General features: G+C 69.1%; 11 protein-coding genes and 1 pseudogene. 5 read left to right on the forward strand and 7 right to left on the reverse strand.

Annotation, left to right across the window (positions count from 1 at the left end):
• Positions 1–27 precede the first annotated feature (27 nt).
• Positions 28–129, reverse strand: a pseudogene (locus ABZ532_RS28610) (VOC family protein); the annotation flags it as partial.
• 33 nt (positions 130–162) lie between these two features.
• Between ABZ532_RS28610 and ABZ532_RS28615 the strand changes: the two are divergent.
• Entirely contained in the window at positions 163–702 is a 540-nt protein-coding gene (locus ABZ532_RS28615; protein ID WP_361289943.1) for a hypothetical protein, read from the forward strand.
• A gap of 1,377 nt (positions 703–2,079) precedes the next feature.
• Here ABZ532_RS28615 and ABZ532_RS28620 read toward each other — a convergent pair.
• Positions 2,080–3,003, reverse strand: coding sequence for a helix-turn-helix transcriptional regulator (locus tag ABZ532_RS28620; RefSeq protein WP_361289903.1), 924 nt, complete (start codon positions 3,001–3,003; stop codon positions 2,080–2,082).
• A gap of 254 nt (positions 3,004–3,257) precedes the next feature.
• On the opposite strand from ABZ532_RS28620, the gene ABZ532_RS28625 reads away from it, so the two are divergent.
• The 3 genes from ABZ532_RS28625 (at position 3,258) to ABZ532_RS28635 (ending at position 6,672) form a co-directional block, all read left to right on the forward strand.
• A complete protein-coding gene (locus ABZ532_RS28625; protein WP_361289906.1) occupies positions 3,258–4,019 on the forward strand; it encodes a nuclear transport factor 2 family protein in 762 nt (253 codons plus the stop codon).
• Between the two features lie 255 nt (positions 4,020–4,274).
• Positions 4,275–5,033: a class III extradiol ring-cleavage dioxygenase gene (locus ABZ532_RS28630; protein WP_361289940.1), complete on the forward strand. Its 759-nt coding sequence runs from the start codon at positions 4,275–4,277 to the stop codon at positions 5,031–5,033.
• Positions 5,034–5,856: 823 nt separating this feature from the next.
• Positions 5,857–6,672 carry a serine protease gene (locus ABZ532_RS28635; protein WP_361289909.1) on the forward strand — a complete coding sequence of 272 codons (816 nt, stop codon included), beginning with the start codon at positions 5,857–5,859 and terminating at the stop codon, positions 6,670–6,672.
• A 141-nt stretch (positions 6,673–6,813) separates the two neighbouring features.
• Here the strand turns inward: ABZ532_RS28635 and ABZ532_RS28640 are convergent, their stop codons facing one another.
• The 5 genes from ABZ532_RS28640 to ABZ532_RS28660 form a co-directional block, all read right to left on the reverse strand.
• On the reverse strand, positions 6,814–7,419 hold the full coding sequence (locus tag ABZ532_RS28640; RefSeq protein WP_361289912.1) for a TetR/AcrR family transcriptional regulator: 606 nt from the start codon (positions 7,417–7,419) through the stop codon (positions 6,814–6,816).
• Positions 7,412–8,227 carry a fatty acid desaturase gene (locus tag ABZ532_RS28645; RefSeq protein ID WP_361289916.1) on the reverse strand — a complete coding sequence of 272 codons (816 nt, stop codon included), beginning with the start codon at positions 8,225–8,227 and terminating at the stop codon, positions 7,412–7,414. Before ABZ532_RS28645 ends, ABZ532_RS28640 begins: the two co-directional genes overlap by 8 nt.
• Before the next feature lie 80 nt (positions 8,228–8,307).
• Positions 8,308–9,828: an NAD(P)/FAD-dependent oxidoreductase gene (locus ABZ532_RS28650; RefSeq protein ID WP_361289919.1), complete on the reverse strand. Its 1,521-nt coding sequence runs from the start codon at positions 9,826–9,828 to the stop codon at positions 8,308–8,310.
• Positions 9,829–10,136: 308 nt separating this feature from the next.
• Positions 10,137–10,322, reverse strand: coding sequence for a hypothetical protein (locus tag ABZ532_RS28655; RefSeq protein WP_361289922.1), 186 nt, complete (start codon positions 10,320–10,322; stop codon positions 10,137–10,139).
• 194 nt (positions 10,323–10,516) lie between these two features.
• Positions 10,517–11,380: a class I SAM-dependent methyltransferase gene (locus ABZ532_RS28660; protein WP_361289925.1), complete on the reverse strand. Its 864-nt coding sequence runs from the start codon at positions 11,378–11,380 to the stop codon at positions 10,517–10,519.
• Between the two features lie 402 nt (positions 11,381–11,782).
• Here ABZ532_RS28660 and ABZ532_RS28665 point away from each other — a divergent pair, with 402 nt between their 5' ends.
• Positions 11,783–12,511 carry a tetratricopeptide repeat protein gene (locus ABZ532_RS28665; RefSeq protein WP_361289928.1) on the forward strand — a complete coding sequence of 243 codons (729 nt, stop codon included), beginning with the start codon at positions 11,783–11,785 and terminating at the stop codon, positions 12,509–12,511.
• Positions 12,512–12,797 lie beyond the last annotated feature (286 nt).

Genomic DNA, 12,797 nt, shown 5'->3' on the forward strand with positions numbered 1-12,797 from the left:
GACCCTTTCGCCCGTGCGGTGACACGGTCAGGCAGGCTGCCACCGCTCCAGCCGATTGCCCTCAGGATCGGTGACCCAACCGAATCTGCCGACGCCCTCCATGTCCTGGGTCTCTTGGGCCACATCCGCGCTGCGCCAACACCACAGGCGTACGCTCCAGACATGGATCTGACCGGCACGGTATGGGGCGCAAGCGCGGCAGAGCAGCACACAGCCCGCCCCTGCGACGATTTCATGAGCATGCCCTATGAGCGCTGGACGCGAGCCGTCGACGTGGCAGCGCCGCAGGAGCTCGTCTTCCGCTGGCTTGCGCAGCTGCGCACTGCGCCCTACAGCTACGACTGGATCGACTTCCGCGGACGCAAGAGCCCGGACCAACTGCCCGAGAAGGCAGAGCCTCTTGAAATCGGACAGCCGTTCATCGTGTTCCGCATCGTCGCTTTCGAGTCCGACCGCCACATCACCGGGGTACTCCCGGACGAGCCCGCAAAACGGCACGGGCACATGGCAGTCACCTACCTCCTCGAACCGACACCCCACGGAAGCCGGTTGATCGCAGCCGTCGACGTCGAAAAGCGAGCCAAGCCGCTACACCGAATACAGCGCCGCCTGACAGCCTGGGGCGACGTGATCATGATGCGCAAACAACTACTCACGATCAAAGAGCTTGCCGAACGCGACGCGGCCACGCCACCGGCGTGACGGTCATCCGACATAGGTGACTCGTCTTTCAGCCTCGGGCTCGCCGCAGCGACCGCACATGGGACCTGATCGCCATGGCACCGAGCTGCTCTTCAGGGTGCCGCCCCAGCCAAAGAGCATGTTGCCGGATCACGAGCTTCTCCCCCGGCCTCCGAACACGTCATCAGGCCCGGGAGGCCGAGAGTCACAGGGCGATCAGCCCTGCCGCGGTCTCGCCGAAACGGCAGGCATCGAAACGCACGTGCTCGTCGAAGTCTGCATGCAGCCACTCGCACCCCGCAGCACGGCATCGCTCGGCAGCTGCCTCGACTCAGCGCAGCTCCAACCCCCCTGCGGACGATCGCGCTGAGCTACGACCGCGTCCAGGACGAACGCATGGACGCCACGGTCCCTGCCGCTCCTACGCCGACGACTCCTTTCCGGCACCCCACCGGGGCCATGCCGTCGTTCCGGATGCGCTCGCCAGGGATACCCGCGCCGCGCATGGAATCCCGAGCGAGCTCGTCGGGCGGTAGGCGCGCCGCGTCGTCAGGCGATGAACAGGCTCCTGCCGGGGGCCGGTCGCCCAACCCGTCCCGGCATGACGGCGGCTGTCACCTGCCCGTCACAGGATGACCCAGACCACACAAAGGCCACCTCATCCGTGTAGTTGGCGACCTTCGAGGGCACGAAGTCACCGAGCGGGTAACAACCCGACGGAGCGATGTACGGCGCCCCGTCGATGATCAACACGCCGTTGGCTGCTTGCGCCGTGCCTGGGGCCGCCAAGGCCAGCGTCAGCGCCGCCGCGCACGCTCCGAGCACCCGCGTCGCACGTCGTGTCCCGTGCATAGCCTTCCACCTGTCTCTTCCGTCTCACCACAGTCACTTCCATCACCGACAGTAAGACGTCCCGCCACTCAAGGTGACACGACGTGCGAGGGCGAACGAGGGACGCTCGGAGCGCCTGCCCCGTCGGCCGTCTGGAACGCACACCGGCCGAGCGACCGGTCCGGCCCGGGCAGCGATGCAGGACCCAAAGCGTGTCTCGCGCCGTTGTGGTCGATGCCGACCAGCTCCCACAGGTCATCAGACGAAGAGTTCCGACCAGGCCCGCCGCTCGGTAAGGCATCCGAGATGCAGGCAGCCGGAGTAGGCAGGCTCGGCCGGCAGGGCCGCTGCGGTGGTGTGCCCCGATCGTGTCGACACCGGCGATGGTGAGCGGGCCCTGGTGAGCGTGATCCAGCCAGCCAGGGCGGCCTGTCGAGATGGCCGCCGATCCCGGACCACCGCGGCCGCACCGGTCCCGGGCTTCTCCGCCGGCGGATGGCAGATCCCCAGGCGGATCGCCGTTCCCTGGGCGAGCCCTCTCGGACAGCTGCTGGGTCTCTGCGACTACTAGGCGGCGCCGCCGTGTGTCGTGCCGGAGTGCCCGCGGGCCGTGTCGCGGAAGGCGATCGGGGTCTGTCCAGTGCGCTGGTGGAAGTACTTGCTGAAGTGGGTGGCGCTGGGAAAGCCGAGCCGGTCGGCGATGCGGGTGGCCGTCTGGTCGCTGTGGGCCAGGAGGCGTTTGGCCTCGAGGACGACACGGCGGTCGATGAACTCCTTGGCCCCGAGGCCGGCGGTGGCCAAGGTGGCGCGGGAGAGGGTGCGGGCCGAGTAGCCGAGGGCCCGCGCGTAGTCCTCCACCTGGCGTGAGCTGGTGAAGTCCTTCTCGACGGCATCACGGAAGCGCAGGTAGGTGTGGTGAGGTTCGGGGGCAGGTGTGCCCTCGGGTGCGGTCAGGTGGGCCAGACGCAGCACCAGGACGGACAGCAGGTGGCGTAGGGCCGCTCTGTGGATCTCCAGGGGCAGCTGTCCGAGTGCGCGGAACTCGGCAGTGAGGTGGTCGGCCGCCTGGAGCAACGCCGTCGCGTCGTCGGGCAGCGGGCGGCGCAGGACCGGGGCATGAGGGTCGTCGATGCGGGCGGTACGGGCAGAGGCCGCGTCGACGAAGTCCTGCTGGAACAGGATGAGGGTGCCTTCGGCGTGAGTGAGGTCGCCCCACTGCTGGACCTGGCCGGGGCGTACCCATAGCCAGGAGCCGGGCTCGAGGGCGTAGGCGGTGAAGTCCACCGTGTGCCACAGGCTGCCGTCGGTGAGGGTGAGCAGGTGGTGGAAGTCCGGGCGCTGGGGGTTCGCGAGACGCTCGGCCGGTGCGCGGGACCGCAGGTCGGAGAGGGGCAGCACCTCGATCCCCGCGGGGGTTCCGGCAGGGGCGGTGAAGGAGACCTCGGGGATCTCAAAATTTCCCAGAGAGGCATCGTGTCGGTTTTTGGCCATCAGTAGTCGCAAGCGTATTCAGAGTGCATCCCCTTGTCCTCCTAGTTTGGAAGTGCGACATCAGCCGGTGTCGCGTGGATGTCGGAAAGAAGTAAGAGCGGAGGAGTGTGATGCGTACTGCGGCGACTACCGCGCTTGGTGCTGCGGCTTCGCACGGCACCGCTGGAGTCTGCCTGAGCATCGCCTCCGCCTGTCTGACCAGCGCACTCGGCCAGCAGGTGGCCCCGCCCTCTTCCCACGCAAGGAGAAGCACCATGAGCAACCCCAAGAACACCGTCCTGACGGCCGCCGCCGAGCTGTTCGGCGAAAAGGACCCGAGCGCCGTGGACCGCTGGGTTTCCACCGACTACACACAGCACAGCGCTCTGGCCGGCGACGGCCCCGAGGCCCTGCGTCAGCTGGTCGCCGGTCTGCCGGGAGACTTCCGCTACGAGGGCGCCCGTGTCCTCGCCGACAGGGATCTGGTGGTCCTGCACGGGACGTACTTCGGCTTCGGCCCTGCCCCACTGGTCGGCTTCGACATCTTTCGCGTCGACGGCGACGGCAAGCTCGCCGAGCACTGGGACGCCTTGACCCCCGTCGTCACCGACACCGCCTCCGGCCGTACGCAGACGGACGGACCCGCCGACGTCACCGAGGTCGAGAAGACCGAGGCCAACCGCGCACTGGTCGCGGAGTTCGCCGAGAAGGTCCTGGTCGGCGCCGACTACTCGGTACTCACCGACTACATCTCCACCGAGACCTACCGGCAGCACAACCCGGAGGCCGCCGACGGCCTGGACGGTTTCGGTACCGCCGCCGCGACATGGGCCGAGCAGGGCAAGAACCTCGTCTACAAGAACGTCCACAAAGTCATCGCCGAGGGTGAGTTCGTGCTGCTTCAGTCCGAAGGCGAGTTCGGTGTCCCGGTGGCGTACTACGACCTGTTCCGCGTCGCCGAAGGCAAGATCGTCGAGCACTGGGACGTCATCGCTCCGGTCCCGGCTGACCTGCCGCACGGCAACGGCCTGTTCTGACGCCACCGCGGCGACGGGGAGGAGCATGTGCTTCCCCGCGTCTGCCGGGACTCCGCCTTCCAGCTTCCAGCCGGACGAGAACGGCGACACCATGTTCTGACCGCCGCCGGCTGCCGCCCCACCGCCGTTCCCGTGGGTGCGGTATCCGGTACTCGACCGCAAGGCCGCGGTCGTTCGGAACCAGACGACCGCGGCGTGCACGCCGTGGTGAACGTGAAGGAGGATGTCGTGTCCGCCGTGCCCGCACCAGAGCGCATGCCCGCGCTGTACCTCTCCCACGGCGCCCCGCCGCTCGCCGATGACGCTCTGTGGCCCGGCCAGCTCGCTGCCTGGTCGGCCGACCTGCCGCGCCCCAAGGCGATCCTGATGGTCTCCGCGCACTGGGAAGAGGCCCCACTCGCGCTCGGCGCCACCGAGACCGTGCCGCTCGTGTACGACTTCTGGGGCTTCCCCGAGTACTACCAAGTGGCGTACACCGCCCCGGGCGCTCCGGAACTCGCCGAATCGGTGCGCAGGCTGCTGACCGCGCCCGGCGTCACCGTGCAGGAGGCACCCGAGCGGGGCCTCGACCACGGCGCGTACGTACCCCTGGTCGAGATGTACCCCGCCGCAGACATCCCCGTCCTCCAGATCTCCATGCCGACGCTCGACCCGCGGAAACTCATGGACATCGGGCGCCGGCTCGCCCCACTGCGCGACGAGGGCGTCCTGATCGTCGGCTCGGGCTTCTTCACACACAACCTCGCCGCACTGCGCCGGGGCGGGATCCCGTCCTGGTCGGCCGAGTTCGACGACTGGGGCCACCGTGCTCTGGACGCCGGCGACATCGACGCCCTGCTCGACTTCAGGCACAAGTCCCCGGCCGGAGCACTGGCCCATCCGCGTACCGAGCACTTCGCGCCGCTGTTCGTGACCATGGGGACCGCTGACACATTCGGCGAACTGGACACCCACCGGAGCGTGATCGACGGATTCTGGATGGGGTTGGCGAAGCGATCGGTTCAGTTCGGCTGATCCCCTTCACCCACCGGCAGGCCCCGGCTACCCTCCGCTTCCCCGGCCAGCGCAGCCTCTCAGTGGCCGCCCCTGCGGCCCACCCACGATCCGCCGATCACGGCCTGCAAGCGCCGCGACGAAGTCGAGCACACGATCGATGCTCCAAGAGCTCCGCTCCGTGCCAACTCATTCGACAAGAGCACCTCTTCCATGGCGCGGTGACCGTCGCAGCCATTCGCCTCCGGCTAGCTCATGGCCCGCCGGACAGAACGAAGTCGGTGTTGTGCGGTGGCGGGAGTGTGCGGCGATGTATGGCCGATGCCCCGCATCAGGAACTGCGGGATCGGGTGACGGCGAAGGCCGTCGCGATCAGCGTCCGAGGCGGAACTGCTCTGCCGACTGCTCCCGAGCCCGATCGGGCCGGAGTTCCATGGAACCGATCAGGGCTCAGGTCCCTCTTCTCAACGCAACTGTAGCCAACCAGACCACTGTTCGCGGATTGCCGAGATCACGTTGCCTGTGAACCGCGCGGAGACGGCCAGAATGATACGAGCGGCGGTACGTGATCGGGGTGCTGCCCGAGGGCCCGAACCGCGCCAGCGCAGACGCCTGATGATCTCGAGGTGTCCGGCAGTCCTGTCGGCCGTGGTCAGCCCGGGCGACGACCTCGCCCAAGACGGTGTGCTCCAGGGATGGCAACGGCGGAGTCCCGACGTGACACGTCTACCGCGCGTCCCTCGTACGACTTCGCCCAGCCGGCCCATCCGCGCCAAGCCACACCGGCGCATGGGCGATGCGACTCCATAACCCCCCTCAAGTCATGCAAGGACGGTCTCTCGTGATGATCACTGCCATAGGCAAACGCGCTGTCACGGCTCTGTCGACCACGGCGCTGGTCTCCGCCGCGCTGCTCAACACCGCGACTCCGGCCGCGGCCGTCCAGGGCGGCCAGCCTGCCCGGGCGGCGGACTACCCCTGGGCCGTGGCGGTCAAGCCTGTGCTGGTCCCGTTCGCGTTCTGCGGCGGCACTCTGATCGCCCCGACCAAAGTCCTCACCGCAGGGCACTGCGTGGACGCCTTCCTGAAGACCCCTGGCCTTCTGCAGGTGGTCTCCGGTCGCGACAACATGTGGTCCTCAAAGGGCACCAAGGTGAGCGTGGCGCGCGTCTGGCGCGATCCGCGCTACGCCACTTTCACCCACAAGGGCGAGACCGGCTACCGGAACGACGTCGCCGTACTCACACTCAAGTCGCCGATCAACGCCCCGACCCTGCCCATCGCGGGCCCGGATTCGAGCGACCTCTACGAACCCGGGCGGACCGCTCGGATCCTCGGCTGGGGCACCACGTCCTCCGGTGCCCTGGACGGCGGAGTGCTGCGCACCGCTACGGTTCCGGTGGCCGCCGACTCCGCTTGCGCCGACATCGACTCGTACGGCGACGCATACGACCCCGCCCAGTACACGTGCGCGGGTGACCTCGCCCGCGGAGGCGTCGACACCTGCGACTTCGACAGCGGCACCCCGCTCGTCGTCGACGGCGTTCTCGCCGGCATCACCTCCTGGGGCATCGGCTGCGGCAAGCCGGGCCTCCCCGGCCTCTACACCCGCGTCAGCGCCTTCTCCTCGGAGATCACCGCTCAGCTGAACACCCCCTAGTACCGCAGAAGCCGGCCCGTGGACGTTCAAGGACGACAGAGAACGGAGGCTGCCGGCGGCTGCACCACCGCGCGTTGCTCTGGCCCCTGGACGAGGGATGTGTTCGGGGGCAGAGTCGATCACGTGGCGGAAGCCGAGGGCTCAGGGCGACTGCCGCGTCCGCCGGTTCAGGCGGGGGATCCGGTCGAAGACCGCGGCGAGCCTGGCGGCCTGGTCGAAATGGGCCTGTGGGCGGGAGCGGTCACCGTCGACGTGGGTGAGGGTCTCCATGCCGAGGTAGAACGCCACTGACGCGCTCGCCAGTACGGACACGCGTACGACGGACGCAAGTGGCTTGCCGCGCAGCAGCCCAGTCAGCAGTTCCTCGGCCAGCTTCTCCCAGTTCCGGGTCTCGAGGACCAGCCGGGCGGAGAGCTTCGATTCGGGCCTGGCGCCGGCGTACAGCTCCTGCACGGCGGCGACGTGCCCGGTCTCGATGTCCTCGTCGTACAACTCGCGGAGCCGTGCGACAGCGTGAACGGCCCGGTCCGTCCCGGACAGCTCGGCGCGATAGCGCCGTATCCGGGACGCGCTGGTCCGTGCCAGCGCGGCCACCAGCAGATCGTCCAGGTCCGAGAAGTGGTAGTAGATCACCCCGGGAGCGAAGCCGCCGGTCTGGGCGATCGCCCGGGCGGTGGTGCCTCCGTGGCCGTTGCGCACCAGGCAGGCGAGGGTGGCGTCCAGGACGCGGTCACGGGTGTCAGACAACGCGCACCGGCCGGACCCCGTGAGCGGCGAAGTGGCCTTCGAGCCGGCGCGAGAGCTCCGGCAGGTGATGGCTGGGCACGCGCGGGTAGAGATGGTGTTCCAAGTGGTAGGTGAGCTCCAGGAAAACGGCGGGGATGATCCTCCCACGCAAGGTGCGGGTCTGCGTCAACGGGGTATCTCCGTAGTCGTGGTGCGGCAGGTACACGGTCAGGAGGGGGTACACCCAACTCCCGACGATCGCCATCACCGTATAGACCAGCACCCATGGCGTGCGCGACAGGAGCAGCACTCCCCCGCCCAGCGCGGCGAACGGGACCACGGCTTCCGCGAGGAGCCAGCTGCGGTCCCGCCCGTGCCGGTAGGACCAGAACCACAGGCGCACGAGGAACACGGGGCCGTAGGCGACGGCGCCGAGCAGCGACAGCTCGGCCGGGTAACCCTCCGGGTCGTCGGGGTGCGGGAAGATCCGGTGGTGCTGGGTGTGCGTGGACCGGTAGGCGTGCCCGCTCTCCAGCAGGACCAACCCCATGGCGAACAGCGCCCAGTCGGTGGCGCGGGGCGACAGGCCGAGCGTGCGGTGCACCACGTCGTGGGTGACGGTCACGACGGCGACGAAGATGCCGAAGACGATCACGGGCGTCAGCCACCACCAACCCAACCACACGGCGCCCACGAAACACAGCAGGCCGGCGCCGGGGCGGCAGAGGGCGACGAACCGCTGTCTGCGTGTGGTGACGAGGAGATCATCGCCCAGATCCGCCAGGGACGGCAGGGACGGCGCCGGGGACCCAGCCGCCCGAGTCGGCAAGGCGGCCGGTGCGACTGGCGGTTGGGGCCCTGCGGCCGGTGCGACTGGCGGTTCGCGCCCTGCGGCCGGATCGGGCGGGGTCATCGGGCTCGGCCTTTCTCCCTCAGCAGGCCCTCGGCGACGATGCGGCTGCCCAGCACACAGGCGACCGTGCCGAGGCCCGGCCAGGTCGAGTCACCGACGAGCCACAGCCCGGGACCACCGAGATCATGCGGAACGGCGTGCTGGTTGGTGTTGCGCAGATGCTGGCGCACTCCGCCGACCGCTCCGTCGGGGCGGAAGCCGAACCGTTCGTAGCTGCGGGGCGTCCCGGTCTGCGTGAACACGGCTCGCTCTCCGAGCTGGGGGTACACGCGCCGGGCCAGGGCCACGAGCCTTTCGCCGGTTTCCTTCTTGCGCTGCTCGTACGCGGCCTGGTCGAGGCCGCGCCAGGCGGCGAGCTCGGTGTGGGTGGAGATCATCACCGCCCGGTGCCCGCGGGGAGCACTGAGCGTGTCGCCGGGCGCGGACACGGAGACGAACATGTTGTTGCCGTCGCCCAGAGGGCGGTCGTATGCCTGCAGCACCTGGTGGTGGGTGAGGTCCTGGCCCGTCACCTCCGCTTCGGGTACACCGAGGAAGACCACGGCCGCACCGCCCAGGGAGTCCGCGTCCCGCTCCAGATACGTCCGCAGTCTGCCGGCGACCGGGAGCCCCGCGCAGATCGTCGCCGTTGTGGCGGCGGGGACCGCGCAGACGAGGCGGCGGGCGTGGACGACACCTTGACGGGTGGTCAGCCGGAAGTGGCCCGGGCCGCCTTCGACACGCCCGACGCGGCAGCCCACCCGGAGCGAGCCGCCCAGGGCCCGGTAGCGCTGCACGAGTACACGCCAGAACCCGTGCATGCCACCGGTGTGCCGGCTGAGCCCTGCGCCCCGGATGGTCACCCCGAGCGCGGCATTGATGAGGGGCGCGTCGTCGACACTGGTGTGCACCGTGTCCTCGACCAGCATGCCGAGCAGCCCGACCAGTGCGTGGTCGCCCCGCAGGGAGTGGTCCCGCAGGGCGTCTCCCAGGGTCCGGTTCAGGTGGCGGGCGAGCCGTACCCCGGGCATCCCGACCGCCCGCAGGTCGCGGAGGGCGTCGGCGGGGCCGCGCACCGGCAACCGTACGCCCTTCCGGCTGGCCCGCCAGAAGGTGTGTGCCAGCTGGTCGAGCAGCGCCCAGAACCGTCGGTGGTCCTCGCTGTCGCCGAGCTTGCGCAGTCGCTCGGCGTGCCACGCGACATGGTCGCGGTGCAGTACGACCTCACGGTCCGGCAGAAAGGCGCGGTAGCCCGGCAGTTCGTGTGCGGCCAGTGACGGAATGCCCACTGTGTCCAGCAGTTCGCCGCCGACACCGCCGGGGCCGAAGTCGACCAGGGTGGTCGCACCCACGTCGAAGGAGAAGCCCCGCTTCCTGTAGTACCCGGCGCAGCCGCCGGCGTGGCCGTGTGCCTCCAGTACGAGCGTGGACAGCCCGGCCGCTTGCAGCCGCAACGCCGTCGCCATGCCTGCCATGCCGCCGCCGACCACCGCCACGTCGGCATGCTCCTGAACGTTCTGAACGCTTGTTCTGAACATCCGTTCAGACTGGGCCACTTCACCCTTCGCGTCAAGAGCTCGATTACACGCTCCCGGCTGTTCGCAGCGTCAGGAGCTGCGGCGGCGGCGGGACGGACGGCCGAACCCGCGCCGCGGCGTCGCGGTTCTCCGGCGCCGGCCGCCTCCAAGTCCGGCCGGGCGGCAGCGGGCAACGGCCACACCATCGTCCGCGACGCCGCTCGAAGCGGACGCGGATCCGGCCACCCCGGTGCGAGGAGTCAGGGCTCCGCACTGACCGAGGCGGCAGCGTTCCAACCGCACGACCGGAGCCCGGGCTCACAGCGACATCAGCGGAGCTCACCGGGCACCACGCCGTACTCGACGAGCAATGCCGGTGGCAGCGCGAGGCGCTGCCCGGGGGCGACCGGCCTCGCTGTCTCCCTCCACAGCGAACTGCCGGGCAGTGGGAAACACCGCGCGACCGCTCCCGGTCTCCATGCCAGCACCTCCTGGTCGAGGCGGACGCCAGCCACAGCAGACCACCCCAGCAGCACATGGCGCACAATTCCGGCCTCAGGCGGATGCCGCCGGCCATCGCCGGTGATCGGCATCGACACCAAGGGAGTGCGCATACCGACCCAAGCCCGACGCCGCCCGGACTATCCCGGCAAGGGGTCGGCTTCCAGGGAGCGTTGGCAGGGGTTGCCGGGCGCGTGGCGGCACGACGTCACCGTGGACGTAGGTGTACCCACAGGTGCCAGCCCATCAACGACCCGCCCGGGAGACCGCGCACGGGCAGGGGCGGCGCGTGCATGAAGCGTTTGTACGTCCGAGTCAGGCGAAAGTCGGGGAACGCCCGACGAACTGAGCGCCGGTCGTACACCCTGGAGTAGGGGTTGGCCGGCCCGTCGGTGTTGTGGTGGATGAACTCGTTCATCCGCAGGTACCGGGACAGGCCGAGACGCCTGGCCTGACCGACATGGGCGCCGACGATTCCGCCCGGTGTCAGCAGCCCGGCCCGGGTCAGGGATACGGCGGCCGCCAGAGCGGTCCGCCGTAGGACACCGATGGCGATGAGGTAGTTCAGTGACCACCGGGCGTACAGCATGGCCACCAGCTCGCCTCCCGGATCGAGGACACGGTGGATTTCCCGTTGGGCGGAGCGGATGTCCGGCACATGGTGCAGAACACCGTGGCTGAAGACCATGTCGAAGGCGTTGGTCGGGAAGGGCAGGTCGAGGACACTGCCTTGGTGTAGTCCTTCGAAGGGCAGATTACGTTGGGACAGTCTGGTTCTGACCCGGTCCAGGGACTCCTGGGTCAGATCAACTCCCGTCCACCGTGCGCCGCGCCGGATCAGCTGTTCTGATTCCGCGCCCTGGCCGAGCCCGATCTCCAGGACACGGCGGCCCGCCAGGTCCAAGTCATCCAGACACTGGGGGATGTGCGGCTCCAGCGAGTACTTGAACGCGTCGTACCGGGTGAAGAAGGATGCATGGTCATCCCCGTCCCGCTCGGCCGGACCGCCGCCAACCAGCTGCTCACCGCAGGGATGGGACGACCAGAACTGTGCGATGTCCGTCTCGCGCATGCTTCCTCCTGCGCCGGTGCACGACAGAACAACGGACACGCACCCGCGTGCCGTAAGGACCGAGGGAACGCACGGCCCGGCACCGACGCCCAGCACCCCGCGAGGGTGCGGGCGGCCGTGCCGAAAGAGCGCACGTTGCGTTGCCCGGTTTGCTCAGTGCAGAGTCGACGCGCATCGACTCCCATCCAGCCGATCAGGTTCGCGCGGAGGGGTGAGGCAGGCGCGCCAGAGCGTAGGCATGACTACCCGGGTGGCCCATCACCACGCCCTGATCGCTGTTCACCCGCATCCGTGGTCACAGCCAGGACTGCGAGTGGGCACCCGCGGCAGCGCACAGCCGTATCGCGCGAGACGACTACATGGCAGCAGTTTCAGCGATACCCGAGGACAGCTGGGATAGCGATGGAAGCCTTCGACCACGCGCGTCACCATGGGGTGCCCGATGCCGACTACGCACACGCCGTCGCCCTGGGCAATGCGGGGCGGCCCCTCGCTGCGGCGTATGCATTGCGCCGATTACACGGCCAACGCGACGCTCGCCTGGGACCGGATCATCCCGACACTCTCTCCACCCGCCATGACATCGCACGCTACCTCGCTGAGGCAGGTAGAAGCGGCGAAGCCGTGACCAGGCTGAGCAGCCTGATTCACGACCGTGAGCGCATTCTGGGTGCCCGTCATCCCGCCACCCTGGTCACCCGGGGCAGCAAGGCCCGGTTCACCGGCTACGGCGGAAACCACGAACAGGCCATACGCGAGCTCCGCGCCGTCCTCCCCGAGCAGGAGGCAGTTCTCGGCCCCGACCACCTCGATGTCCCGCTCACCCGCCAGGAGCTCGCACGCTCCATGGGCCGGGCAGGCCGGGCAGGCCGGGCAGGCCGGACCGCCGAGGCGCTGACCGCCATCAATGGGGTCCTGTGCGATCAGCGACGCGTCCTGGGAGATGCTCACCCCCACACTCTGAGCACACGCTTCGAGCAGGCGCTCCTGGTCGCCCAGTCAGGCGCCCCGCATGAAGCAGTCCAGCAGCTCCAGCCCGTCCTCGAGGACCAACAGCGGGTTCTGGGCCTCCACTCGCGCACACTCAGTACACGCCACCAACTCGGCAGACTCCTCGCCACGGACCCCTGAAGCGGTAGAGCGCCTCACGCAGGTCATAACCGACCAGGAACGATGGCACGGCCCCGGCCATCCCCGCACGCTGGCCACCCGTCTCGATCACGCCCTCGTCACACGGGCCCTCCACGGGCCGGACGCGGCAACTCCCCTCTTGGCGGCGCTCGAAGAAGACTGCCGCCAGGTACTGGGGGCCGGCCACCCAGTGAGCTTGTTCAGCGGTGAGTCTCGAGGGTGAGGATGGCTTTGACGATTGATGTCATCTGGCTCGGGTTGCAGCGGGCTTTGCGGAGGATCCGCC

Source organism: Streptomyces sp. NPDC019396 (assembly GCF_040632375.1).
GTDB lineage: Bacteria > Actinomycetota > Actinomycetes > Streptomycetales > Streptomycetaceae > Streptomyces.